Annotated in this window: 28 protein-coding genes and 1 pseudogene; 24 read left to right on the top strand and 5 right to left on the bottom strand. The window is 32.4% G+C overall.

The genetic code is table 11. The annotated features are described in order from the left end of the window. Positions 1 to 179: 179 nt before the first annotated feature. Positions 180 to 1,130 carry a SpoIVB peptidase S55 domain-containing protein gene (locus MKY04_RS12030; RefSeq protein ID WP_346234448.1) on the top strand — a complete coding sequence of 317 codons (951 nt, stop codon included), beginning with the start codon at positions 180 to 182 and terminating at the stop codon, positions 1,128 to 1,130. 68 nt (positions 1,131 to 1,198) lie between these two features. On the opposite strand, the gene MKY04_RS12025 is transcribed toward MKY04_RS12030, so the two are convergent. Further along, positions 1,199 to 2,772, bottom strand: a protein-coding gene (locus MKY04_RS12025) for an IS3 family transposase (protein ID WP_428833881.1) whose coding sequence is annotated in 2 segments (ribosomal slippage) — positions 1,199 to 2,130 and positions 2,130 to 2,772 — 1,575 coding nt in all. Because the reading frame shifts where the segments join, the coding sequence is not laid out codon by codon here. A gap of 325 nt (positions 2,773 to 3,097) precedes the next feature. Here MKY04_RS12025 and spo0A point away from each other — a divergent pair. From spo0A to MKY04_RS11925, 20 genes and pseudogenes are all read left to right on the top strand, one after another. Next, positions 3,098 to 3,889: a sporulation transcription factor Spo0A gene (spo0A, locus tag MKY04_RS12020; protein WP_126295080.1), complete on the top strand. Its 792-nt coding sequence runs from the start codon at positions 3,098 to 3,100 to the stop codon at positions 3,887 to 3,889. Positions 3,890 to 4,075: 186 nt separating this feature from the next. After that, entirely contained in the window at positions 4,076 to 5,047 is a 972-nt protein-coding gene (locus MKY04_RS12015; protein WP_428833906.1) for a tyrosine-type recombinase/integrase, read from the top strand. A gap of 606 nt (positions 5,048 to 5,653) precedes the next feature. Next, the gene (locus tag MKY04_RS12010) at positions 5,654 to 6,049 is read left to right on the top strand and encodes a hypothetical protein (protein WP_346234446.1); all 396 of its coding nucleotides are present in this window, start codon (positions 5,654 to 5,656) and stop codon (positions 6,047 to 6,049) included. A gap of 13 nt (positions 6,050 to 6,062) precedes the next feature. Then, on the top strand, positions 6,063 to 6,923 hold the full coding sequence (locus tag MKY04_RS12005) for a hypothetical protein (RefSeq protein ID WP_346234445.1): 861 nt from the start codon (positions 6,063 to 6,065) through the stop codon (positions 6,921 to 6,923). Then, positions 6,913 to 7,440 carry a hypothetical protein gene (locus MKY04_RS12000; protein WP_346234444.1) on the top strand — a complete coding sequence of 176 codons (528 nt, stop codon included), beginning with the start codon at positions 6,913 to 6,915 and terminating at the stop codon, positions 7,438 to 7,440. The genes MKY04_RS12005 and MKY04_RS12000 overlap by 11 nt, the downstream gene beginning before the upstream one ends. Before the next feature lie 4 nt (positions 7,441 to 7,444). Continuing rightward, positions 7,445 to 7,732, top strand: coding sequence for a hypothetical protein (locus MKY04_RS11995; RefSeq protein ID WP_346234443.1), 288 nt, complete (start codon positions 7,445 to 7,447; stop codon positions 7,730 to 7,732). 12 nt (positions 7,733 to 7,744) lie between these two features. Then, a complete protein-coding gene (locus MKY04_RS11990) occupies positions 7,745 to 7,996 on the top strand; it encodes a BhlA/UviB family holin-like peptide (protein WP_346234442.1) in 252 nt (83 codons plus the stop codon). 2 nt (positions 7,997 to 7,998) lie between these two features. Further along, positions 7,999 to 8,463 carry a hypothetical protein gene (locus MKY04_RS11985; RefSeq protein ID WP_346234441.1) on the top strand — a complete coding sequence of 155 codons (465 nt, stop codon included), beginning with the start codon at positions 7,999 to 8,001 and terminating at the stop codon, positions 8,461 to 8,463. Positions 8,464 to 8,495: 32 nt separating this feature from the next. Continuing rightward, positions 8,496 to 9,377: an SU10 major capsid protein gene (locus MKY04_RS11980; protein WP_346234440.1), complete on the top strand. Its 882-nt coding sequence runs from the start codon at positions 8,496 to 8,498 to the stop codon at positions 9,375 to 9,377. Between the two features lie 77 nt (positions 9,378 to 9,454). Next, the gene (locus MKY04_RS11975; RefSeq protein ID WP_346234439.1) at positions 9,455 to 9,628 is read left to right on the top strand and encodes an XRE family transcriptional regulator; all 174 of its coding nucleotides are present in this window, start codon (positions 9,455 to 9,457) and stop codon (positions 9,626 to 9,628) included. Between the two features lie 156 nt (positions 9,629 to 9,784). Then, positions 9,785 to 10,642, top strand: a complete 858-nt coding sequence (locus tag MKY04_RS11970; RefSeq protein WP_346234438.1) for a hypothetical protein — start codon at positions 9,785 to 9,787, stop codon at positions 10,640 to 10,642. Continuing rightward, complete coding sequence (locus MKY04_RS11965; protein WP_346234437.1) at positions 10,643 to 10,852, top strand: hypothetical protein; 210 nt, start codon at positions 10,643 to 10,645, stop codon at positions 10,850 to 10,852. Positions 10,853 to 10,927: 75 nt separating this feature from the next. Beyond that, the gene (locus tag MKY04_RS11960) at positions 10,928 to 12,331 is read left to right on the top strand and encodes a hypothetical protein (protein ID WP_346234436.1); all 1,404 of its coding nucleotides are present in this window, start codon (positions 10,928 to 10,930) and stop codon (positions 12,329 to 12,331) included. A gap of 67 nt (positions 12,332 to 12,398) precedes the next feature. After that, a complete protein-coding gene (locus MKY04_RS11955) occupies positions 12,399 to 12,794 on the top strand; it encodes a hypothetical protein (RefSeq protein WP_346234435.1) in 396 nt (131 codons plus the stop codon). 11 nt (positions 12,795 to 12,805) lie between these two features. Beyond that, the gene (locus MKY04_RS11950) at positions 12,806 to 14,374 is read left to right on the top strand and encodes a terminase large subunit domain-containing protein (protein WP_346234434.1); all 1,569 of its coding nucleotides are present in this window, start codon (positions 12,806 to 12,808) and stop codon (positions 14,372 to 14,374) included. 21 nt (positions 14,375 to 14,395) lie between these two features. Beyond that, entirely contained in the window at positions 14,396 to 15,772 is a 1,377-nt protein-coding gene (locus MKY04_RS11945) for a phage portal protein (RefSeq protein WP_346234433.1), read from the top strand. 835 nt (positions 15,773 to 16,607) lie between these two features. After that, the gene (locus MKY04_RS11940) at positions 16,608 to 16,946 is read left to right on the top strand and encodes a hypothetical protein (protein WP_346234432.1); all 339 of its coding nucleotides are present in this window, start codon (positions 16,608 to 16,610) and stop codon (positions 16,944 to 16,946) included. A 76-nt stretch (positions 16,947 to 17,022) separates the two neighbouring features. Next, positions 17,023 to 18,099, top strand: coding sequence for a hypothetical protein (locus MKY04_RS11935; protein WP_346234431.1), 1,077 nt, complete (start codon positions 17,023 to 17,025; stop codon positions 18,097 to 18,099). 116 nt (positions 18,100 to 18,215) lie between these two features. Next, on the top strand, positions 18,216 to 19,106 hold the full coding sequence (locus tag MKY04_RS11930; RefSeq protein WP_346234430.1) for an SHOCT domain-containing protein: 891 nt from the start codon (positions 18,216 to 18,218) through the stop codon (positions 19,104 to 19,106). Between the two features lie 343 nt (positions 19,107 to 19,449). Next, positions 19,450 to 19,545, top strand: a pseudogene (locus MKY04_RS11925) (sporulation initiation factor Spo0A C-terminal domain-containing protein); the annotation flags it as partial. Between the two features lie 323 nt (positions 19,546 to 19,868). On the opposite strand, the gene MKY04_RS11920 reads toward MKY04_RS11925, so the two are convergent. From MKY04_RS11920 to MKY04_RS11910, 3 genes are all read right to left on the bottom strand, one after another. Next, positions 19,869 to 21,050: an MFS transporter gene (locus MKY04_RS11920; protein WP_346234429.1), complete on the bottom strand. Its 1,182-nt coding sequence runs from the start codon at positions 21,048 to 21,050 to the stop codon at positions 19,869 to 19,871. 20 nt (positions 21,051 to 21,070) lie between these two features. Next, on the bottom strand, positions 21,071 to 21,541 hold the full coding sequence (locus MKY04_RS11915; protein ID WP_126295082.1) for a MarR family transcriptional regulator: 471 nt from the start codon (positions 21,539 to 21,541) through the stop codon (positions 21,071 to 21,073). Positions 21,542 to 21,949: 408 nt separating this feature from the next. Beyond that, positions 21,950 to 22,300 (bottom strand): hypothetical protein, encoded by a 351-nt coding sequence (locus MKY04_RS11910; RefSeq protein WP_126295084.1) that lies wholly within the window; start codon positions 22,298 to 22,300, stop codon positions 21,950 to 21,952. 333 nt (positions 22,301 to 22,633) lie between these two features. Between MKY04_RS11910 and MKY04_RS11905 the strand changes: the two genes are divergently transcribed. Continuing rightward, the gene (locus MKY04_RS11905; protein ID WP_126295086.1) at positions 22,634 to 24,205 is read left to right on the top strand and encodes a DUF342 domain-containing protein; all 1,572 of its coding nucleotides are present in this window, start codon (positions 22,634 to 22,636) and stop codon (positions 24,203 to 24,205) included. Next, the gene (locus tag MKY04_RS11900) at positions 24,205 to 24,930 is read left to right on the top strand and encodes a glycerophosphodiester phosphodiesterase (protein WP_246020379.1); all 726 of its coding nucleotides are present in this window, start codon (positions 24,205 to 24,207) and stop codon (positions 24,928 to 24,930) included. The genes MKY04_RS11905 and MKY04_RS11900 overlap by 1 nt, the downstream gene beginning before the upstream one ends. Before the next feature lie 191 nt (positions 24,931 to 25,121). On the opposite strand, the gene MKY04_RS11895 is transcribed toward MKY04_RS11900, so the two are convergent. After that, positions 25,122 to 25,385, bottom strand: coding sequence for a DUF2627 domain-containing protein (locus MKY04_RS11895; RefSeq protein WP_126295087.1), 264 nt, complete (start codon positions 25,383 to 25,385; stop codon positions 25,122 to 25,124). Between the two features lie 267 nt (positions 25,386 to 25,652). Between MKY04_RS11895 and bcd the strand changes: the two genes are divergently transcribed. Beyond that, positions 25,653 to 26,747, top strand: a complete 1,095-nt coding sequence (gene bcd, locus MKY04_RS11890) for a branched-chain amino acid dehydrogenase (protein ID WP_346234428.1) — start codon at positions 25,653 to 25,655, stop codon at positions 26,745 to 26,747. Positions 26,748 to 26,794: the final 47 nt, after the last annotated feature.

Raw genomic sequence — 26,794 nt, 5'->3', positions numbered from 1 at the left:
TTAATGAGACAATAAATTAATTTTTCTGTTTCGCTTATTAAAGAGAGCAGTCTCGAATATCGAGACTGCTTCTTTATCCATATTTTTGTAATGTGAAACTCCTGACGACAAATATTTACCTCTCATTAATGATGTACAACTGACACATAGTAAATGTACAAATCTTAAGGAGGTGGACTATGAAATGCCATTTGCGTAATCTGTTAACTTTGGTTTTACTTACTGTTTTTATTTTATCGCCAAGCGTTTATGCATCGGCGAAAAAATTAATACCGATGGGTGAATCAATAGGTATACAGTTGCAATTGCCATTTGTATACGTTGCACATGATGTTTTACTTCCGAATGGACAGTGGCTAAAAAAAGGTGATGTAATAACAAAAGTGAACGGATTACCTGTCACATCCATTGAAAAATTAAAACAACATTTCACTACAAATGATTTAACAATCTCGGTAAAACAAAAAACGCAACAGCAACGTGATATTTCATTGACCAATGAACAGGCAAATAATATTTTGCCGTTTATAAAAGATGAGACAGATGGCATAGGTACATTAACTTTTATAGATCCAGAATCGAAACAATATGGTGCATTAGGTCATCAAATAATTGATGGTGTACTAAAGGAGCCGCCAAGTTTTACTGATGGATCAATTTTTTTAGCCTCCATAGAACAAATTAAGAAAAGTAAACCAGGAAATCCAGGGTATAAAATCTCTGTTATTGAAAATAATAACATCCGACTAGGGAATGTTAAGTCTAATGACTTATACGGAATTTTTGGCAATTGGGAAAGTGATTTAAAACAAAGCATGCGCAAGCCAATCGAAATTATGCATGAGGAAGAAATTGAGCTTGGTCAAGCTGAGCTATATACAGCAATAGAAGGTTCCGAAGTAGAAGCATTTGCAATTGATATTGTAAAAATCGAGGATAACTTTTTGCAATTTATTGTGACGGATAAAGAGCTGTTGCAAAAAACCGGTGGAATTTTGCAAGGAATGAGCGGTAGTCCTGTTATTCAAAAAGGGAAATTCGTTGGAGCGGTTACTCATATGTTTGTTGAACAACCATCAAGAGGTGCAGCCATTACCGTAAATGAAATGTTAAAGAAAGAACCGAAATAAGGAGAAGGGGGTCGTCTGAAAAATGAACTGCTCCCCGTCAAGTAGACAGTATAAATAATAAAAAGATTTTAAGCGGCTTGAGCTCGGAATTCTAAAGGGCTTAAGCCGTTTAATTTTTTTGTGTAACGATAATGATTATAAAAATGAATATACTCATCAATCGCTTGTTTCAGTGACTCATATGTATGGTATTTCTTTAAATAATATTTCTCGCACTTTAATGTACCCCAGAATGATTCGATTGGGGCGTTATCAATACAACGTCCAACTCGAGACATACTTTGAGTCAGTTTTGCTTCGTCAATGATTTCCTTAAACTTCTTTGAAGTATATTGGAACCCACGATCACTATGTATTAATGGATGTTCACCTTCACGTAAGGTTTTTATCGCTTTTTTAATCGTCTTAAATACTAATGCATTATTGTTTGAGTGGCCAAATTCATAACTCACAATAGAACCATCATGTAAATCAATAATTGCGCTTAAATAGGCTTTTTTTCCATTCCCATATTTAAATTCTGTCACGTCAGTACACCATTTTTTATTAGGTTTATCAGCTGTAAATTCTCGGTTTAACACATTTTCTGCCACATGATGAACAGGGGATTTCTTATACTGCTTTCGTTTTCTACGGATGACAGCTTTAAGCTGATCAATTTCCATTAAACGATAAACACGTTTTTCATTAATTGGCGGTAAATTCGTTATTTTTCTGTAACGATTAATTGTGATTGTTATACGACGGTAACCATAAGTCCCAGATACTTGTTGGTAAAGTCGTCGAATTCCTTCTAATAGCGACTGATTTAAAGTTTCTCGAGCAGTAGGTGTTCGTTTTAACCACTTATAATAAGCGGCGCGTGAAATACCTGCGATGTCGCATAATAAAATAATCGCTAATTGTTCTTCTTCATGTAGTTCTTGAATTGCTTCATAACGCTGTTGTAAACGAACTTGTGTTATCGACGCCTCCTTTCGATCGCCTCTAACTTTTTTAAAAATAAATTTTCTGCGCGTAAACGTTCATTTTCACGTTCAATTCGTTTAATTTCTAGTTTCAATTTTTCTTCTACTGTTAATTCAGCTTCTTCTTTTGTACGACCTCGACGATCATGTAACGCCTCTTCACCATTCGCTTCAAATTTCTTCACCCATTGATACACCTGTTGATAGGAAACATCGAATGTTTCCGCTGCTAATTGATAGTTTTTTTGATGCTTTAAACAGTAGTCGACAATTTGAATTCGCTCTTCAACTGTTGTTTTTCGTCCCTTTGTCATAGTTTGGCTCATTCCTTTACCCGAATCATTTAATTCACTATGACTAGTATACTTTTTTACCCAGTTCATTAAAATGGTTCTACCCGAAATTTGATGTTTTTTCATGAGCTCCAGTAATGAATAATGACCAGATAGATAATCTTCCACCACCTGGTACTTCTGTTCTTTTGTGTACTTCCGTTGCGGAAAACCATGCTCAAAAACCGCTTCACCAAATACTTCATATTTTACATACCATTCTTTCAAGGTACTTTTATGAATTTGAAATTTTTGCCCAAGTTTTTCAAATGAGTAGTCGCCTGATAAATAAAGTTGAATGATTTTTAACATAAATTCTTTTGGATACTTATAAAAGGTCATAAAAAAAGCCCCCTATTAGGTAGATGAATTTTTATTTTTTCATCTGTCTACCTAATAGGGAGCATATCAAAATTAAAGACAACCCCATTCCTTCTTTTTTTTATGAAAATAAATTATAATAAATTATACCAGAACTGGAATAATGAAAAATATGTCGATAAACGATGAAACTCTAATACTACATAATTATTTTTTTTTTATGAAAAGGTTTTTTTAAAGCAATGTCGAAAATAAACTTGTCAAGTATGTAAAAACTGTGACGTAAATTGAGAGGAAGTACAAAAAAAGTAGAAAGCTAGTAAGTATAATCAAAGGAGGAATTTTTTTGGCGAAAGTAAAAGTGGCAATAGCCGACGATAACCGGGATTTAGTAAGAACGATGGAACAATATTTTGAAAACCATCCAGATATTGAAGTTGTTGCAACTGCATCGAATGGAAAGCTTTGTATTAAAATGTTGGAAGATTATCAACCAGATGTTCTGCTCCTTGATATTATTATGCCTCATTTAGATGGATTAGGGGTTCTTGAGGCAATGTACAGCGATGACCGGCTCGCAAAAACACAAGTCATTATGCTGACTGCTTTTGGACAAGAAGATGTTATGAAGCAAGCAGTAACTTATGGTGCCTCTTATTTTATGTTAAAACCGTTTGAATTTGATCAACTCGTTCAAAAAATCCTTCATTGTGCTGGCCAAAAAACGGAAAGTGTAAAAAGACAAAGCATCTTGCAGCCTGAAGGACAAGCAAAAGTAAATCAACGTCAACTCGATACAACAATTACTTCAATTATTAAAGAAATCGGAGTTCCAGCTCATATTAAGGGGTATTCATACTTAAGGGAAGCAATTCAAATGGTATATTATGATATCGAATTATTAGGTTCAGTAACGAAAATCTTATACCCAGAAATTGCAAAAAAATTCGGCACAACGCCTTCACGTGTTGAGCGTGCAATTCGTCATGCCATCGAAGTCGCATGGAACCGTGGAAACTATGAATCTATCTCTCAAATGTTCGGCTACACAGTACATCATTTAAAATCAAAACCAACTAACTCAGAATTTATTGCCATGATTGCGGATAAAATTCGTATTGAGTTGATTGCTTCTTAAGGTTGGTGTGAGTGCATTTGTAGATGGTTGGTATTGTCTTTACACCTAAAGAATTTACCAATAAACTTCTTTTCAGACCTATAAATAACTAAATAAATGTCTATAAATTTTGGACACGTTCAATTTATTGGTTTCAAAAATAATTAATAAATTGGAGGTGTCTTTTTGCGTTCTTTAGAAAGAAATATCACTGAATTAGATTTACAACTAGATTCATTTTTACTGTATTGCGATTCGAAACACTTATCAAAAAAGACGTTAAAAAGCTATGAACAGTCACTAACATTATTCCTTAATTATTTGAAACAGGAGTTAGGTGTTGATGACGCTTCAAAAGTAAAAACATCCCACATTAGACATTACATCAAATACCTAAGGGAAAGAGGGAAGTATACTGTAACCACTACGGAAAAGTCATTATCTATCAATCATCCCGAAAAAAGAACAGATTATAACAAACAAATAAGCGACACAACCATTGCAAATTATTTAAGGAATATAAGGGTATTTTTTAACTTTTTGATGAAAGAACGAGAAATTACCGTAAACCCAACAGAAAATATCGAGAAAATTAAACCGAAACGGAAAAAGAAACAATTACTAAATGAACAAGAATTGAAATTACTGTTTGGCAGTTTTGATTTAACAAAATTCCATGAGTACAGGACATGGGTTCAATTACGAATTATTTTAGATACAGGAATTAGAGCAAACGAATGTTGTGAGTTAATGCCAGAGGATATAGACTTTCGTACTAAATCAATTCTAATCAGAAAAACAAAAAATGGTCATGAGCGTTATGTATTCTTTGGACACAAAATGTCGGTTGATTTGAAACGTTGGATTAAGCATAGAGATAGGTACTCAGATTCTGACTATCTTTTTCCTACAACAAAAGGGACAAGGTTAGATGTTACGAATTTTGAAGGAACTGTTAAGAAAAAAGGTAAGATTATAGGCTTAGAAGTTCATCCTCATTTATTAAGAAATAATTTTGCAAAGTATTATCTATTGGAAAATGGTGATTTTGCTACATTATCACGTTTACTTGGACATTCAAGTGTAGAAACAACCATGAAAGCATATCTTGATTTTACAGATGAAGAAATTGGTCGTAAGTATCATAAGCATTCACCACTGAACAACTTAGATATATAGGGGGATTGAATTTTGAATATAGACGATAATCTTCATGTAGCATAAAAGCAGAAGAACATCAAGCAATAATAAGACGTAAAGAATTAAATTTATAAAAATGAGAAATCAGTACGAGTGCTTCTTTCATCATTTTTTAGTATAATAAAGATGTAAAAATCGAAAAATATAAAAATAAGTACAAGTTCTAAATGATGAAAAAATTGTATGTATATGTACATAAATTTTTATCGTTCTGAAATATAATGTATGTATACATACAAAAATCGGACAGTAATGAGATAATAAAAAGAGAAAGATTAGAAAGAGAATTAGGACTTAAAAATATCAGTTTGCCAAAAAGGTGTAACTTTGGGTGTCAGAATCACTTTAATGAATATAGGGGAGTAAATATCAGTGGGTGATATTTACAACCTGTAATTTTATCTAAGCAAATAACTGCAACAACATAGACCTCCTAAAAATTCTATGTTGTTAATTTTGTTACTTCATTCATTAGGAAGAAATTTCTTCCTACTTTTTTATGATTATAATTCAATTTTTGTAATGACAAGGTACTAGCCAAATGGTTAGTACCTTTTTTAATCCAATCAGAAAGGAATGATATTGTTGGCAGAAATTAAAACAGCAGGTTATCAAGCGATTAGAGATTATATTCAAGCAAATTGGAAGTTTATTGAACTTCGAGATGACAATGGTGTTGCTGTTCTTAGAGCAGATACAACAGACAGTAGAGTGACATTTACACATCAAGCAGGTTCACAGACATTAGAATTACAGATTGTTGTTACTGGTTCTGATAGCGATATCACATTACCTCAAACATTTGCTTCATGTGCAATCTATGATGTAGCTGTTGATGGTACAGCTTTTTCAGAAGAAAACTTTACATCATTCACAATGGAAGGAACAGGCGACCAACTAACAGTAAAACACCAAATACAGATTCCTCAAGTTGTTGTTGAAGAAGGTACTGGTGGAGATTCTGGTTGGGGTGAATGGTAAGGAGTTGAGTTAAATGTTAGGTACTGGAACAGTAAATGACCCTTATCAAATAACAACTAGAGCAGATTTAGAAGCAATTAATAATGATTTGACTGCTTGTTACAAGTTAATGGATGATATTGATTTATCTGATTCTGAATGGACACCTCTTTGTAATGGTGGAGTATTCACTGGTCAATTAGATGGTAATGGCAAGAAGATTTCCAACATGAAGATTAGACATGCTGTTGGAGTGAATGTTAGAACTGGTTTAATTGATAGAACAAATGGTGCAATCATTAAAAAACTTGGTATAGAAAATGCAGACATTATTACTAACTATCATTATGCAGGTGTAATAGTTGGTTCAAGTTACAACACTAGATTTGATGAATGCTATACAACTGGTAGATTAGAGCAAGTTGGTGGTTTCAGATATGCAGGTGGATTTACATCTTATGCAGGAAGTGGTGCTACATTCTACGATTGTTGGTCAGATGTTGATTTAATAACTGGTACATTAGATTACTATGGTGGCTTTGTTGGCTATCCTGTTTCTTCTGGTGGTACAAAACCAAAAGATACACAGTTTCACAGATGTTTTGCAATAGGAACAATTACTGCAAATAATGGGTGGAATGGAACTGGTGGTTTCTATGGAAAAATATCAACTTCCATTGGTTATGATGCAGTATTTAGTAATTGTGAATACGACAAAACAACATTAGGAAGAGTTACAAGCACAACAACTGGTGTATTACCTAGAGATACTGATTACATGCAAACAGCAAGTAATTATTATTATCTATCAAATGATATATGGACAGTTAAAGATGGTGCATACCCTTCACTGAAAGCTTTTGAAGAACGAGTAGTAGTTGTTATTGAGGACTAGAAACGTAGTTTCTTACATGGACAATGTTAAATCTAGTGTAATGCTAAATAAAGTAGCAAATCAAAAAATAGTTTCTTCTATTAATAGGCTTTCGGCAGACACACAAAAAATAATCAAATCAGTTAAAGTAGGAACAACATTTGTTAGGGATATTGTTTCTGGTGTTAGTAGAGAAATGCAGATTGTTAAAGTTGGAAACGAAAAAATCTCATCTTATATTTTACCAATTACATCAAATATTGAAGTAATTAAGCAACAAGTTAGATTATTGGAAGAAACAGTTACATCTCATATAAAACCTATAACAAGTGATGTTCAAAGAGAAATTAAGTCATTAAGACAATCATTATCATTTGTTGATGTGATTGTTGGTAGAGCAATAACACCTAATCTAAAACCAGAAGAAATAAAAGCAATCGTAAGCCATCTAGAGAATGGTACATTGTCACAATATTTATCAAATCAATATGGATTGAATGCTTTAGAAAATGAAACTCTTGTGGAGGTGAGAGAGTAAATAAATGGCTTTAATTGGCGACACAATACGCTTGATAGTTCGATTTAGAAATTTTAGTGGTAATCTAGTAAATCCAATTGATGTAAAATTACGAATCTTAGATGGCGATTCATTTGAAGAAATTGAAAGTATCACTGTTACAGATGAGAACAAAACAGATGTTGGGGTTTATGAGTATGATTATGTTGTTCCAGAAGGCGATTCAAAATTTTTAGTTTATGAATATTCTGGCACATACAATGATAAACCAGTCCTCACAAGAGGAAGTTTTCACAGAGCATTTATCAATTAGGGAGGTGGTTCAATGGAACATTTACCTTTAGATATGTTTGTTTCGCAAGGCATATTTGCAGTGTTATTTGTGTGGCTCTTAATCAACTCTCGAAAGGAATCTAAGGAACGAGAAGATAGATTAATGACACATTTAGAAAAGACAACAGATACCTTAGAATTACTAACTACTCGTATGGAAACAATCGGAACTAAAGTGGAAAACATAGATAATAGATTAACTGTATTTGAAAGTGATGTTAAATCAATGAAAGGGGATATGTAAAAATGGAAGATGTTAATAAAGATGAAGTGTTTGAAAAGGTTGAGGAAAAAAAAGATGAAGTTGTTGAAACAGAAGAAGCTGTTGAAGAAAAATTAGGTGAGAAAACAGAACGCTTAATTGAAGAAATGAAGCAACAACTTGAAGAGTTGAAAGCAAAAAATGCAGAACCTTCACCAGAAGATGTTGCAAGAGAAGAAAAAATGAAAGAACTCTGGAACAAGGAAGTCAACCTTGAATTACGAATGGCAGGGTTAGAGGACTTTGCAGAGTTTATTAATGTTGAAGAACACAACAGCAAACAATTACAAGAGAAGATTCAAAAGTTTCAAGAAGTTTTAGGTAAACGAGAACTATCTAGTGGATATGTGCCACAGAATCATAGACAAACAGACAAGTATTCTTTGGCTGAAAAGAACAAAGATACAAAATCTATGATTGGTTTAAAGTTGTCTAAGTTTTTCAAATAATAATGATTGATTAATAAAGGGGAAATGATAATATGTTAGATTCTACAAAATTAACTACACAAGAAAATATTAGTTTAGGTAAAGAGATTGCAATGGTCGCTCCAATCGACACACCTTTCGCTACATTATTATTAGCAAATGGTCGTCAAAAAGACGCTACTGCTAAGATTCATACTTGGAGAGAAAAATCTTTAGACCTTACTGATGATGTATCAGTAGCAGAAGGTTCAGAAGCAACTAACTTTTCTCAAGGTGTTCGTGCTGAACTTAACAACGTGATGGAAATCTTCATGAAGTCTGCTAAAGTTTCTGGTACAGCACAAGCAACTAGTGCTGTTGGAGATTTATTTAGTTCTGAAATTAATGACAGATTAGCAGAGTTAAAAGTAAATATTGAGAAGCGCCTTATAAACGGTGTTAAGGATAATGGTGAAGTAACTGGAATCCGTAAAATGGATGGTATTCTACAATTTGTCCATGCTGACAATAAAATTGTTGGAGCTACAGCAGGAGTTATTACAGAAGCGGAAGTTAAACAACTTGCTCGTAAGTTATGGGAACAAGGTGTTGCAACAGGAGAAGTTTACGCTCTTGTCAATGCAGATTTAAAAGAACAAATTGATGAACTGTACAAAGATAAATACAACTATGTTGCTACAACAAACGAGTTTGGTCTAGTTGTTCAAACAATCAACACTAACTATGGACAATTAAAGTTCGTGTTAGACAGACATGTTCCTACTGATAAGATTGTAGCGTTTGATTTAAATGCTCTAAGCGTTGCATATTTACGTCAACCTGTATTTGAGTTGCTAGGTAAAACTGGTGATAGTGTGGCAGGACAAGTTGTTGCTGAAGCAACTTTAGAAGTTGCTACGAAAAAAGCAATTGCAGAGTTTACTCTAGGTGCTTAATAAGTGAGGGTGGGATTTTTCCCACTCTTTTTTAATTGGTGTAAATTCAACTTTTTGTAAAGGTGGGATAAATAAAAATGAATGAGAAAGATGTTTATGTCATCAAACGTAGAAAGAAAAAAATTAGATTAAGAGAAATAGCTAATTTTATAGATTGTTCAATTTCGCTACTTTCCAAGTATGAAAATGATTTGTGGGAAATGTCGGAAAATAAAGTTGCAAAATATAGAAAATATATAGATTCAAAATAGTTAAAATGAAAGGCTAGGTGACATAAGTGAAAAGAAAGACATAGAAACTCCTTTTACCAATGTGGAGTAAAAGGAGAGTATGCGAGTAGGTAAAATTCGCATTTTATTTATAGTTTTAAATTTTAATATTGCAAGTTTTTATTGGTGAAAAGATGAGTGAGATTTTTCGCTTTCACGAATCTTATGAGACAAGATATTCGAGAGAAAATGCCTAGTTGGATAAATGATACAGATGGAAGTCAATATCAACTGTGTATGTCAGATGATATTGACTCATGGTTAAGTTGCAAAGTTCTGGAGCAAGTAAAAGGCTATGAGGTTAATTATTTTTACTCCTTTGATAATTTCTATGTAATGGATTCAGACGAACAGAAGCAAGCCATAGGAGTTGATATTCCTTTGTTGAAGGGTAAATGTTGGGATAATCATGTGACAATGTTGTCAAGCAGAGATAACATAAACAAGCAGTCGGCAAACCTTAACACAATATTTAAAATCAACAAAACCAACTATACAGAAAAATGGGCGGGTTCAACACTATTACAAGTGTGGAGTTATTATAATTTACCTTTACCAGAATCAGATGAAGGTAAGATGATACTATTAGCGATTGATTCATCATACAAAGGACATTACATTAAGAAGTTTAAGGAAACACAAAATGCTTGGCTTAAAATGATAGACTTTGATGAATTGATTGAGTTGCAGGAACGGTACACTCAAAAAGATTTTGAGCAAATCAGTAAGAAGTACAAACTAAATGAGAAGATAATTATAAACAAGGATGGATATTTAGAAACTGATATATTGTTAGAGGAAATCGACAAGATACTAGGATATGACCTATCATTACCACAAGGTAAGTTTACATTGAAGAAGAAGTTCAAGAATGATAGAATTGATATGATGGGGAAATATGTGTCTAGTAAAAAGAAACTCAAAGGAAAAGTATTCTCTTTGGCTTTAACGAGTGCTAACCATGTCAGTTATTCTACTTTACTAGGAGATGATTAAATGTTTGATGAAAGAGAATACTTTTACTGTTATTCAACAAATTTATTTAAGTATTTAAAAATGGAAAAAAAGTTTAATTATATTTGTTGTGGTCTACATGAAAAAACATTCAGTAAGTTCTGGCAGTTTAAAAGAACACCAGAGATTGAAAAAGCACTACAAGAATATCGTGATAGAGGTAAAGAAATCAAAGCAGATAAAATGGCTTAGACAACTGCCATTGTTTAAGCCATGCCCCCTTTATTACCAAGCCAAATTGATAAATGTTAAAAGGAGTTAGATGTTATGAGTAATTATATAGATAATGATAGCACAAATGATGTGTTAGGTGAAGTAGAACATAAGGAAGAATTTAAAAAAGTACCACCATATTATAGATTACCCAACGTATCAAGAGCATACGATTCAGAGTATTATCTTACTGATGTTGAGATTGCTGTACTTGTACAAATTGGTGTTAATGTTACTGCCTTTGACACAAATATCACAAAGACAAATGTTGATATGTTAAATGCAGAATTACAGATTGATAAAAACATAAGTAGAGGTAGAGATAAAGTAAGTGAATCAATCGAATCTCTACAACAAAAAGGATATATTAAAGTAGATTATATTGGTAAGGATATTAAGGATTCACCATTTCTTACTATCCATATCTTACATGATTTAAAAGATGTTTTAGCAACCCAAGATGGAATTAAATTCACTGGATATACACCAGTTACTAAGAAAGTTTTAGATTTAGCCAAACAAGGTAAGCCAATAAAGTTTGGTCAAAGATTAAAAGTGCTTACTCATATTGCATGGAGAAGTGAACTTGAATTACCTTCTGGTAAAAAGTATTCTATTTCATTTAAAGAATGGGAGAATGTATTAGGTGTTGTTCCTAGTACAGCAAAGAGTAACATCAAGAAGTTAGAAGAAGAAGGTATCATTGAAATTCTGCATGGTGAATATAAAAGAAATGAAGATGGTTCTTTATACTATGCAGAAGATGGCAGACCTCGACAAGAAAGAAATACTTATTTCTTACAAGGTGAAATGCCAGAGGTTGCAGAAGGTTATAGACCATCTGTACTAGGTAAAACTGCTAGAACGAAAGCAATTGAGAAAGCAACTACTACTATTATGTCAGAAGGAGAACCAAGAATCAAAGAAAGACCACAACTCATATCAAATGGTAGTAAGTTATCTGTTGAAGATATTGAAATCTTCCTTACAACTGAATCTCCAACACTTGATAAAATGTCTAGAGAGAAGTTCGCTAAGATGATGGGTGGAAATGATAAACAAAAACGAGACAATGCTAGACAAATGTTATTAAGTCGGGAAAGAGAAGTGTTAGAGTTGTTTAAAGGTGGCAACGAACACAAGATTAAACGTAGTATCTTTAACTTAGGTAATGATAAACTATCTAAGAGAGAACAAGAGATGACACCAGATGAATTACAAAAGAAAGTTGATATAGTTGGTTATGACCTTGACGAAGAAGATAATGCGTATGCTTATGAAATTAATACTGATGAAGAAATCAAATCAATTGTTGATGGAATAGAAATAGAAGAAGAAAAAATTCCACACTACATGACAGAGGAATTTAGAAGCAAATTTGCAGATGATAATGAAGAAGATGAGACAGATTATTTATATAAACAAGAGCAAGACATTGATTCATTACCATTTGATTAAAGAACAAGGCAACCATTCAGTTGGTTGTCTTTTTTATTTGAAATTAAATCAAAGGAGAAGATGTTAAATGAATATACACGAAGCGTTGAAGTCAGTCCAATGGGATAGAGCAGAGTATTTTAAATACAAATTTCCACAAGTAAGGTTTGACCAATCGAAGCCACAGAAATCAGAAGAAGAATTTCTTAAAGTGGTTGGTAAAAAGACCATGAATCCTTACACTCGTTGGGAGAAGTCAGAGGAATATAAAGCCCTCGTTTCTCTTATGTTACAAGGTCGAAGTGCTGATGACTTACAAGAAGTATATGAAGTTGTTGTTGCTAATGCTAAAACAGGTGATGACAAGGCAGTTAAATTGTTTATGGCATTACAAAAAGAAATTGATAGTTATGCAAAGATGGCAATTAAAAGCATTGAAGTTAAGGAAGAAGATGAAGATGCTGATGATTTAATACTAGATTAGAGGTGATAAAGATGGCAGTAAAAAAGGTAGACAAGTTAAAGATAATCAATGACAGTCCGAAGTTATGGCTACAAAACTTTGTCAGAATCGTTGATAACAATGGTGATTTAGTTCCATTCAAGGTCAATGAGCAACAGGAGATGTTTATTAATGACATGGTTAAGTTTAATATCATAGCCAAAGCCAGACAGATAGGATTCTCTACGCTGTCATTGGGTTTATGTCTTTACTATGCTTGTTTAAATAGGAATACAAACTATCTGCTAGTATCGTATAAATCGGACTCATCTACATCTTTATTCGAGAAGTTAAAGATGATGTATGATTCACTTCCTCATGAAAAATATACATTCCCTAAGATTAAAAGAAGTAATAGAGATGAATTTGTTTTAGATAATGGAAGTAGGATTCAATGTGCTGTAGCAGGGGTAAAAGATATCGGAAGGGGAACCACGTATCAATACATTCTTTTGTCAGAGTTTGCTTTCTATCAAAATCAAGAGAAGGTGCTGTTATCTGCTGAACAGGCACTTGCAAAGAATGAATCAAGTCGAATTGTAATTGAAACAACATCAAATGGATTCAATCACTATCAAAAGATATTCATGAATGCATTTAAAGGGAAAAGTAAGTATAAAGCCTTCTTCTTCCCATTCTATTCAAGTGCTTATATTAAACAATTCAAACACGAATATGACCAAGCAGAAGAATGGTACAGGACAACGAATCGAGGACAAAGGTTAAGACCAGATGAATTAGACCAAGACGAAAAGATTTTATATGAGAATGGTGCTAGTTTAAAACAACTTATGTGGCGACAATGGAAGTTACTAGATATGTCGATTCAAGAGTTCTATCAAGAGTTCCCATCTAATCCAATGGAATCATTTATCAGTAGTGGTTTCAGCGTTTTTGACCAAAGCAAAGTGTTGGAGAGAATCAATAGACTACCTAGAGCATTAGACAAAAGTGAATTAAAAGGGATTCCAGACCTCTTGTTACGTTATGTGAATAAGGGGCTTTTTATTTATAAATTACCTAAACCCAATGTTAAATACTATGGTGGTGTCGATACATCAAGCGGTTCTGGTGCTGACAATTCGACAATTTCGATTATTGATTCAGATGGTGAACAGGTTGCTAGTTTCTACAATAACAAAGTTCCAGTTTATTTATTTGCAGAGATTATTGATTGTATTGGAAAGTTTTATAATTATACCTTTATGGTTGTAGAACGTAACTCATATGGATTGCCATTATTAGAGAGATTAAGAAAAGAGTATGAGTATTTGAATCTATATAAGCATAAGGTATTTAATCAACAAACAGGCAAGAAACAAATGAAATTAGGTTGGCAGACAAGTCAAGTTACGAAATCAGTATTGATAAGTGATTTCAAAGAGTATTTTGAACAAGGAATGGTCATGATTAATTGTCGTGAAACATTAGCGGAAATGCAGATATTTGTAGAGAGTGATGGAAAGACAGGGAATAAGAAAGGTGAGAACAACCATGATGACCTGGTTATCTCATTTTCATTAGCAGTACAAGGTATCAAAGCAAATAAATGGTATGTATAAATTTGAAGGAGAGTGTTGTAAATGGACATTCAAGAATATATAGCTAAAACTCACAATGGTAATGATAAGTGGTTTGTAGAGGAAGTGTCTATGCCATATCATCAACAAAGGATAAAAGATATATTAGACAAGAAAGATTATTTAAGTGGTCAACATGCAATCTTGAATAGAGGTACAGAGCAATATAATGGTAAATTATATGAACCTAGAAAGATTGTTCTGCAATATAGTAAAACCATTCTTAACTTTCAGACAAGCTATCTATTAAAGAATCCAGTTAGTTTAACTGGTAACGAAGATATAGTTGCGGAATTTAAGAAAGTTTATAAGAAAGGTAAGTACAATAAGATTGATTTTGACATTTTAGATTCTATTGTAAAGTATGGTAATGCTTATGAATATATCTATGTTGAAGATGGTGTTATTAAAAGCAAATTAATTGCATCAGAAGATAGTTATCCTGTTTATAACTATAAGAATGAATTAATTGCATTCATTGAATATTATGTTGCTGATTACAGTGATTACTATACTGTATATTATGACGATCGAGTAGAAACCTATACAAATGCAGGTACAGGAGAAGATGAGTTCTACTTGTTGGAATATAAGAAAAATGTGAGTGGACTCCCTATCTGCTATAAGAATGTAAATGAATTAGATTCAAGATTTGGTAGAAGTGATTTGGATGACTTTATTGGAATATTGGATAACATGGAAGATATATTAAGTAAATTTGCTGATTCATTCTATAAACATCATAATCCAATACCTGTTGTAACTGGACAGCAGTTGAAAGGTGATGGATTGCCTAATCACATCGTTGGTGGTGGGATAGTATTAGATGATGGTAGTGACTTCAAGATGGTTAGTAATCAATTAGATTATCAGTCATTTGAAACAATTTATAAGACATTGAAACAAGCTTTGTTAGATGTATCTAATACACCTGCTGTTAGTTTGAATAATACTGATGTAAGTAATCTTAGTGAAGTGTCTATGAAGCTATTGTTCCAACTGGCTGACATTAAAGCAGGTCTTAATGAAAGATATGTTAGAGAAGGAATGGAACGTAGATTTGAAGTGATTGCAAAGTTGTTAAGTAAGATGGGGATTGTTATTGATGGAGAAGCATTTGATTCACTTGATATTGTATTCCAATATAGTAGACCAACTAATGAGAAGGATATTATCGAGAACTTGAAAGCATTGAGTGAGATTGGTGCTATTAGTATTGAGAGTATCTTAGAAAACAGTCCATATACGAAAGATGTTGCTCAAGAAATGGAACGATTGAGTGGTCAGAGTGAGAGTGAATTCAAAAAAGTGAATAATAAGAGTATGAATATTGAAGATAAAAATGAAGAGACTTTTGAAAGAAAAGAAGTAGCAGTTTAATTTCTAAGTAGGAAATATTTAGTGATTAAAGTAGAAAGGTATGACCCGTAGTCACCCGCCTGTACTACTTAATAGAGAAAGTCTTTGGGGGATATGTTAAGTGTCTAAAAAGAAAATAATTGTATATATGTCTCGTTTTAGGGTTCAAATATCCGTTTAATTGGTGGATATTGACTGAGAGTGAAGGTTATGCAAAAATTATACAAAGTATATAATATTAGTACAGTGGTCGGAACTAAGGCGTAGTACTTTAAATTAGAGCCGACTTGGCATTTTTTTAAATGAAAATTGTATTTTAGATAGAACCACAATTTGTATATGGACAAGAATGTCCGGACATTTATCTTTAATATTATACTTGTTATCATAGCAAATAAAATAAATTTATCCGGAGATTCTTGTCCGAAATGTCTGTAGATTCTTGACCATGTACACAATTCTATATAAAGTTGTCTGCTAGTTATTATACATTATTTTATACAATTATATATGTCTAGTAGACATAAGATTGATTATCGGAAGTTGTTTTTTAGTATAAATATTCATATTTATGTATCAATATACTATTGAGGGTAGGGAAAAATCAATGTTTTCATTAATATATAGGAATGAATATACAGTTTGCGATACCCCGAACAAATGTTTATGTCGCTAGTAATACCCCTTTACACATGAGCAAAATTTTTGTAAAACCACCTCATAACTATTTTCATCAATTAAACACTAATAATTTCCCTAATATCATAAATCAACGAACATCTACCTCATATCAATAGAGGTCAGATGTTTTTTATATCTATTCATAAATTAATCTAACTTTAAGGAGAGTGTTTTCATGAATAATCTACAAAGATTACAATTAGAAACGCAAGGAATTGAACTAACACATGAAGAATTTCGAGTGTACCTTGCTGAAAATAGTCTTAACCACTATGACGAATATAATCCAAATTCAAATAAATCGAAAAGAGCAATTTACCAAACTGCTCTAGCAATCCTCGAATCTGTTGCAAACAATCCAGAACTAATGAAGGATTATAAACAAGATGATATGACCATTTCAGCATTCCATGAGAACCTAATGGCTCGTATAGACCAACTAGAACGCAAAATTAGAACAATGCCTATTTCTGATGATTCAAATGATAGTAACTTTTTCATGCTGTTTCAATAAAAATTAATGAGGAACTCGGCAATCTTAGTCGAGTTCTTTCCTTTTTTTATAAAGGTTATACGAAAGGAATGATAAAATGAAAGTAAATATATTAGGTGTTCAAGATAATGATTTTAAAGTCTTTTTAGATAGAGCAGGAACAACTATTAAAGTCAATAACATTGAGACCGAAGCAATCATCTCTAATACACCAATGAATGAACTTGATGATAAATATGTATCTACAATTACAGAATTAAAGCGTGGAGACCATATCATTTATAATGGCAAAGATTATTATGTCATCAACCAAGTGAAAACAAAACGCTATGAATCGTACAAAGCAATTATTCGCTGTGCAGAGCATTATATTAAGTTTAATCTGTCTATTAAAGATAGAGAAAACTATAAATATGTAGCATATGATATAAAACAAGTACCTTGCATTGTTCAAACAACAACTGATTTCGGATTAGATGAAGGTAAACAAGTTGTCTTAGCAGAAGGGGAATTGGCTTTATTTGTTCAAGACAATGCAACTACTAGAGCAATCTACAAATCATTTACAGATATTATAACCAAGCATGATATTATAATTGATAATAGGCAATATGAGTATACTGGCTTTGACTTCATCAAAAAGGGACTAGTTAGAATCAATGTAAAAGTAACAAGTACAAGTAATCCAAATGACAAAGATATTGCGTGGGAAACGAATTTAAATCACTCTGATTATGATGGTACTGTTGATGATTCATTTTATAATAATGATGGAATTGAGCCACCAGAAGAGCCAGAAGAACCACCTGTTGAGCCAGAAGAGCCAGCAGACCCTAACAGAACATTTACTGATGTAGGAACTATCACATATACTACTGTACCTGCTACTGATGATGTTGCTGATGGTCAAATAACTTTTAATTGGATAGCAGACCCACTAGCAACACAAGGCTATAACGTTAGGTTGAAAATAGAAAACTACTTTGACATTGTACGAGAAGTAGAAGTTACTGATACAACTATAACATTTACTAATTTAGAAGCTACTGGCGGTGCAAATGATTATGTTGTAGAAATTTCATCTAAATCTGATGAAGGATATTTAATTAGTCAAGTATTAGGCGATGTTTATCTACCAAAAGATTCCGGATGGGGAGATGGATGGGGGAGTTGATAATTAGAAGTAAAATAAGTTTTAAATTGAAAATAATAGTTTTCCAACTAGTTTTTATATATTAGTATAAATATTAGAGTGTTAAAAACTTATATTTATATTGGAGTGGTGATATTTTGAATTATTCAATGATAGGTTTAATATCTTTACTATTTTCAATAATTACTTATTTTGCTTTGATAGGTAGTTGGATTTCTCATGGTAGTCCATTCCCAGACAATTTTGGAGGTTGGATAATCTTTATTGCTGGGGCGGTTGTAGCACCGATAGTAGTGTATTGGGCAAATAAAAAAAATGAAGAAGAAAATAGGCAAGCAGAATGGAGAAAGCAATATATTATACGTGATACCATAAAAGGCATTGAGGGTTTTAACCAAACACAAGAATTTACCTCAATGAACGGAAATGAAAAATTACTTATAGATGAAAATTCAAAACAAATATGTTTCTATTGGCATGAGAAATCCCCTAAAAAGTATAGTTTTAGTGATATTCTAAAATCAGAAGTTATAATTAATGGAGATACTATTACATCTACTAGTAGGAGTAGTCAAATTGGTGGAGCGCTTTTAGGAAGTGTTTTAGCAGGTGGAGTTGGTGCAATCATAGGAGGGTTATCTGGGAAGCAGACTACTAAAGAAAATATAAGTGAAATAAAACTTCAAGTTATTGTAAATGATACTAAAAGTCCAGTACAAACTATTAATTTTTATAAATCAAACATTTCTCATTCAAAGGATTTATTAAAAAAAGAAATTGATTCTGCAAATTACTGCCATAACTTAATTAGTGTCCTAATTAAACAAGCAGATGAACACGATTCAGAAATGGATGTAAAAACTAAAGATTCAGATTTAAAAGATTTCTCAAATAAACCTGTTTTTATCGAAGAAACTGTGGATAATACTTCATTGACTGAAGAACTCGAGAAGTTAGTTTTACTAAAACAAGAGGGGTTATTAAGTGATGAAGAGTTCTCGAATGCAAAGAAGAAAATAATTGGATAAGTATATAGGTCGATTTAAGCCGTGTTACCAATTAGGATGCTCTATCAATCTGTTACTTTGACATTTACTAGAATGATAATGCATCTCTGAATACAATGTTCATTCTAGCTTCCATTCTAAATAAAATCCAAGAGTAGAGGGCAGAAATGCCTTCTTTATTTTTTTCAAATCGTACAACTTCTTATACATGTAGATTTAATTGACAACATTTGCAAATTGTTAAATTTACCATTATACTATTCATATACAGTAGAATTATTAAGCAATAAATACTGTATACTGAAACCAATAAACACTTGAACATTTTAGTTAATTAAAGTGTCTGAAACCTTGATATATCAACGGCTACACAGTACATCATTTAAAATCAAAACCAACTAACTCAGAATTCATTGCCATGATTGCGGATAAAATTCGTATTGAGTTGATTGCTTCTTAAGGTTGTTATATAAAGTTTAATCAAGCAAGCAATAAACTACTTTTCAAAGCAATAAATTTCTAAATGAATATCTAAAAACTATCAAGCACGTCTATTTATTGGGTTTATATCAATTCAATCAATGGAGGTGCTTTTTTGTGCAGTTAAAAAGGAATTTTATTTCAACAAAGTAAAATACGTAAAATCGTGTGCTATATTACTTCTAAGCACCTAAAGACTATTGGAAATCCTAAAAACCTTGATAAGTTAGGGTTTTTAGTTTTTTCTTTATTAAGAAGCAGATTGTTTATTCATAAAAAATTATTTTTCAAAAAACATATATATTAGGAAAATCTATTCTTTAAATTTCGATAATGTAATATTGAAGCGAGAAATAGAGAGATTCCCAAAAAGAAGAATACGGAAGTACTAGGCAAGATATTATACAATCCAGTAAGCATTCCCCCAACTGCCATTCCTAGATAACGAATAAAATTAAAAAGACCTAGGGCGGTTCCTCTGTTTTCACTGTACTCATTACTTATAATAGTTGAAAATAAGGGAGGGGAAAATCCTACTGTCATGCCATATCCAAATAATATTATGCTTAATCCAATGATTGATTTAGTATGTAGTAAACTAAATAATATTACTTGTAATGGCATTAATAATAAAACAGCTATAAATAATATAGTTAATGATAATTTTTTCTGTAAATTTTTGAATAACATACTTCCCAAAATCATACTAACAGTTAACGGTAAGTATAAAAAACCAATGATTTTCAAAGGTACGTGATAATGATCATTTAGTAATATTGGCAGATACACAAGAATTGCAAAGTAAATAAAGAATACGAAGAAACTTACAATTATTATACTTACACCTAAATAATTAGAAAAAATAGCAATATAGTTTTTGAAAAAGCTGATTGTTTTTCCTTGAGCATTATTTTTCTCATCATCTGGAAGGAAGTAAGCAATCAAAATAAGCAATGAAACAGAAATTAAAAAGAGGAATAAGAAGATTCCTCTGTATCCATAATACTGTCCAATTAATCCCCCCAATATTGGAGAAATTGCTGGAGCGAGTGTTAGCAATATTTGATACGTTCCCATAGCTCTTCCTCTTGCTTCACCTTCGAATAATTGTGCAATCATGTTTATTGTTACTAAAGGAATAATTCCAGTCCCAATAGCCTGAATGATTCTAGCAATCATAAAGAGTATAAAATTAGGAGTATAAGCGCATATTATCGTTGAAATACTGATAGTAACTAGGCTAATTAATATTAATCTTTTTTGATTTTTAGAATCAATTACCGTTCCTAAAATGATTTGCATCATAGCAATAATAAAAATAAAACTGCTAACAGTAAAGTTTACCCAATTGATTGAGACGCTGAAAGTATCCCGAATAAGTGGGATAATTGGTGTATAAATGTTTTGATTCAATGAGGCAAAAAAAGTGGCTATACTTAACAAATACAACACAAATACTTTGATATGAGGTATATTTATTGGCATATTCTTTCTCCTTAGGGCATTTAATTTTGCTTTATATTTTCGGTAATAGTATTTAAAAACTTAATAATAATTTCTAATTCGTCCGTATTAAAATTATCCAAAATACTTAAATAACGATTTCTTGCTTGTTCATGTAATTGATCATGAAGTAACGCGAGCTCCTCCCCAGATTTTGTAAGAAGATAATAAACTTCTTTTTTATTATCTTCTTGCTGTATTTTTACAAGGATATTATGTTGTAACAACTTTCTCACAGCTTTAGTTATAGCTGGCTTTGATAACTTTAAGCTTTCAGAAAGAGAGGTATTGTTAGCTAACCCTTTTTCTTTGATTGCTGCAATGATATGTAATTGAGTAAGTGTATAGCCTGACACTAATGCTTCTTCTTGACTTGCTTTATTTATTCTTCTTTTCTTTTCAGCTGCTTCTCGCTCTGTAATTAAATGTTGTAGAGCCTCTAATGCTTCTTCTTTTTTATTAACACTATCCATTATTCTCACCTATCTTTAATAAATATTTTTAAAAATTATCGTTAACCGGTTAACAATAATTATATGGCATTATTTTCTAATGTCAATCCTTATTAAAATTGTTTATAGGGAAAGCTGTATTTGTACTTCGTTTTAATAAAGAAATCGAAAGAAGTAAAAAGGAGAGTACAGAATTGGTGTAGTTTGTAGATTTATAGATATAAGGTAAGGAAGTAACTTTTGGGTAAAACTTTGAAGCTTGGAAATTTTTGAGTAATTAATAAATCTTTGTGAGTGAAATCGGTGATAAGACTTGATATAGCTAGGAAGGTAATAAATTACTAGATATAGCTAGTACTTTAAAGCGGAGTGATATAAATTGCAGCTAACAAACAGAACCTCTCTAAGGGATTCTCCTAACTAAATCTATCATTTAGATAATTTCCAAGCAGGAATTAAAGAGTGGAATTTGAAAAAGAAGCTCATGAAAACGTGTATAACTGAGTAAAAAGCTAATGTCATCAAATATGTAATAAACCATATTTGGACAGGTTCATCTAAAAATAAGAAAAGTATAATCATTCCAATTGGGAAGGGTACTAAGATAATTAACCATATAGGGGCTTTTAGTGCTTCTGTAACAGCACCTAATAACACTACAGCACTACCAATAATAAAGGCATGCAACAGAGAAAGGCCATTGCTAAAGAGGCAGCTGCCGACGAAGTAAGATAAAGAAGTTAAGACAACCGCTAAAAGAAAATCAAAATAATACCTCATGAATACACACACCTTTCTATAAAAAGATTTCGTATATTTTATATTTTACCATTATTTTGGAAGGAGAAGATGAATAGTTTGTAATTGTCATATTAAGAAAAACTGCGAAAATACAAAATCATTGTGATAAACATTGACAACATTCGGAAAGAGTTGATCGCTTCTTAAATTAGAAGACAATTTAATGATCTAAAAGTTTAAAAAATACAGAAAAAAGGGTATTTAGTTTCATCGACTGGTTGGAAAATAGTCCTAAAAATTTCATTATTACGTAAATTGCCTCTCAACAAATTTATTTCGATTGTTTATACTAAAAACAAGGGGGGATTTAGGGTGATAATTTTTACAAACGATTTAGTTGAAATTACAGAAGAAAATGAAAAAGTATTTATAAAAACTGTAAAAAGTGGATTTCCATTAAAGGATTTCGACGCAATTTTACGCAGTAATCCTCGTATTAAACTAACGAATTTTGCTTTATTAAAAAGCGCACTAAATAAAGAAACGATTGAACCTGTTGAAATTGGCTACTGGCTTCCTAATATATCGGTTGAAATTTCAAAGGATAAAATGACTGCTTCACTATTTATCCACGAAACAATCGAAATGATACGTGAAAATAAAGAGAAATTGACCTCCCAAATTAACGAAGCTCTTTCAGAATATAATATAACCCATGGTATTCTTGAATTAGATGTGAATAAAATTGTTCCAGGGAAAGCATATCTAATTGCAGAAGGAACACCTCCGATAAAAGGTGAAGATGCAGTCGTTAAATATCTTGAAATCCCTGAAAGAAAACCAATTATTCGTGAAGATGGCAAGGCTGATTATTTTGAAATGAATTTTATTTACGAAATTAAAGAAGGCGACTGGCTAGGTGAAAAAATACCGGCCCAGCCTGGCATCGAGGGAAAAAATATCCATGGAGAAAGCATTCCTGCTCTTGCTGGCAAAGATGTACCTTTAAAATATGATCAAAAGTCCGCTTATGAAGTTGAAGAAAATGGCAAAATGATACTATATGCTAAAACAAGTGGAGTAGTTGAACAGCGTGAAGGTGTTATTTCTGTGAATAACCACTTACCGATTGAAGGTGATGTAGGAATTGAAACGGGAAATATTAAGTTCGATGGCTCTGTAACGATTAAGGGGACAGTAATGAATGGTTATTCGGTCATCGCCACTGGTGATATTTCAATTGAGGGCGCGGAAGGAATTTCAGGTGCAAAATTGATTCAATCAACAGAAGGTGACATCTTTATAAAAGGCGGCATTTTTGGAATGGGTGTAACAGAAGTTGATGCTAGCGGCAGTATTTTTGTTAAACATGTCAACGATGCAAATCTATTTGCCAAAAAAGATATCGTTATAGGGAAATATTCACTTGGTTCTTATTTAGTTGCAAATTCCATTTTGCTCGATGAAAATAAGGGGAAAATAATAGGCGGGAAAGCGGTTGCAAAAGATATGATTGTTACAGCGGTTGCTGGAAACAAAATGGAAAGAAAAACTGAACTTATCATTGAAAGTTTAAATAAAAAAGAAGCTTATGAAATTATACAAAATAAGGCTGCATTATTAAAATCAATACAAGAGGAAATCATCCAATTAACTTCCAAAATAAATCAAATCATACAGTATAAAGACCGTTTAAATGATGAACAGCTTCGAGGCTTGGATCAATTAGAATCGGAAGTGGCAAAAAAAGAAGAACATGCACAGCATATCGATTTTGAAATTAAAGAATTAATGCAAAACCTAAAAAATGTTGGAAAAGAGCAAATTGTAGTGAAAAAGGAAGCCTATCCTGGGACATATATTCAAATTGGTAATAAATCTTCAATACTTAGTCGAATAACGCAAGGTACATTTTTATTAGAGTTTGGAGAGTTGAATATTTAATGATAAAGAGGATACCGATATTTGCACATCGGGGAGCATCGGGTTATACATTGGAAAATACAATGAAAGCCTTTGAAAAAGCAAGAAGGCTTGGGGCAGATGGAATAGAGCTAGATGTACAATGTACAAAAGACAATGTGTTGGTTGTGTACCATGACTTTAATTTGTTTCGATTAACTGGTGTAAAAAAGAATATTATTGAATGCACTTATGATGAATTATCAAATTTTACATTAGGGAAGCCACTATTAAGAAGATTTTCAAAGGAACGTATACCAACATTGAAACAAGTTATTGATTGGGCTAATACGTATAAAATGCCTTTAAATATTGAATTAAAGGAATCGTTATTAAATAATCAAAAGCCGCTCATTGACATGCTTCAAAGGATGGTTTTACCTGAAGGCAGTCATTTTTCTTCATTTCATGATGAATTAATACGAATTGTAAAAATGCAAAGACCGGATATTGAAACCGCTTTTATTGTAACAAAAGCATTTAATTGGAATGATTTAATAACTTCAACTCATTTCGACGCAGTCCATGCAAATAAAAAGTATTATAAAACTAAGTATTTAGAAGCATGTACAAAAGCAAATAAAGGAATAAGATTTTATGCAATAAATGGGACGGAATCTTTTCTATTTGATCCACATTCATTAGTGATTGGGTGGATTACTGATTTCCCAGATCGTGTTGCAAAAATCGAAAAAAAACATAAATAAAACAGACGTTCAATTGGGTATGGCAAATGAAAATCCTCTTTGAACGTCTGTTATCTATTTTATTAGAAGCTATAATACTTACTTTTGAACAGTGTCTAGCTCCATCGCCCAGCCCCTCGAGGTCGCTGCCTGCCCCTCGGTCGAAAGCTGGAAAGACGCTTTCGATTCGGGCCTTCCAGCGCTTGTCGGGGCTAAGCAGGGCGATTACGCTTTTCGTTTGAGCTTTTTTGAAATTTTGGAGCAACCTTTCCTCTTTTGCGGTCCCGATGTAATAAAAAGCCTGCAAAAAACCCTAAACCAGCAACAAAGAAAACTATCCCAATTGCAAATTGCAGCCATAACCATGGAAAAGGTTCAAGCAGCTTCCCAAATAATGTATCTCGCATAAATTTAATACCTGCTCCAGCCATTAAGGCAGGGATTAGCATGACGATAAAAGCTAACATTCTTGCCATTTGTCTTACCCCCTTACAACTAATTATTATTGTACAACTGCCTAATTGAAAGTCAAGAAACACCGCTAAAATACTTAATTCAGAATAATATTTTAAATAATTAGAAAATTCTTAAAAACATTGAATTGAACATTATTAGTTGCGTAAACCGAGTTTAGAAAGTATTGTAAAATTAAACGGATAAATTGTTAGCAATATAATGTTTTTTTTAGCTAAAAACAATCTATCCGATTAAGAAAACGCTTTCAATTTAAGGGGGAATTGTTTGTGGAAATTTTAAAGTATATGGAGAAATATGATTACGAACAACTTGTTTTTTGCCAAGACAAAACATCGGGTTTAAAAGCCATTATTGCTATTCACGATACGACGCTTGGGCCAGCTTTGGGGGGAGCGAGAATGTGGACATATGCTTCAGAAGATCAAGCAATTGAAGATGCATTACGTCTTGCTCGTGGTATGACTTATAAAAATGCAGCTGCAGGTTTAAATCTTGGTGGAGGTAAGACAGTTATTATTGGTGATCCATTTAAAGATAAAAATGAAGAAATGTTTCGTGCACTAGGCCGCTTTATTCAAGGTTTAAATGGACGTTATATAACAGCGGAAGACGTTGGAACAACCGTAACGGATATGGACTTAATTCATGAAGAAACAGATTATGTAACGGGAATCTCTCCGACTTTTGGCTCATCAGGTAATCCCTCACCAGTAACAGCATATGGGGTATATCTTGGAATGAAAGCTGCAGCAAATGAAGCTTTCGGTTCTGATAGCCTCGAAGGACGCACAGTAGCTGTTCAAGGATTAGGAAATGTTGCGTATACGCTATGTGAATATTTATATAAAGATGGTGCGAAATTAATTGTTACGGATATAAACAAAAAAGCTGTTCAAAGAGTTGTAGATGATTTTGGTGCTATAGCAGTTGACCCTGAAGATATTTATAAGCAAGATGTTGATATTTTTTCACCATGTGCTCTAGGTGCAATCATTAATGATGATACAATTCCTCAATTAAAAGCTAAAGTAATAGCAGGTTCGGCAAACAATCAATTGAAAGATTCAAGGCATGGTCAAATTATTCATGAGATGGGTATTGTTTATGCTCCAGACTATGTTATCAATGCAGGCGGGGTAATAAACGTTGCAGATGAGTTATATGGCTATAATAGAGAGCGTGCAATGAAGCGCGTTGAAACAATTTATGATAGTATTACAAAGATATTCGATATTTCAAAACGAGATAATATCCCAACCTATTTAGCAGCAAATCGTCTAGCAGAAGAAAGAATTGAACGTGTATCAAAATCCCGTAAACAATTCTTAAAAAATGGAAAAACAATTCTAAATGATAGATAATTGAAGCATTAAATAAAATGGGAAGTAAAGAAATTCTTTGCTTCCTA

This window comes from Lysinibacillus telephonicus (assembly GCF_039654155.1).
Classification (GTDB): Bacteria; Bacillota; Bacilli; order Bacillales_A; family Planococcaceae; genus Ureibacillus; species Ureibacillus telephonicus.
This window is presented reverse-complemented; position numbering and strand designations above follow the sequence as displayed.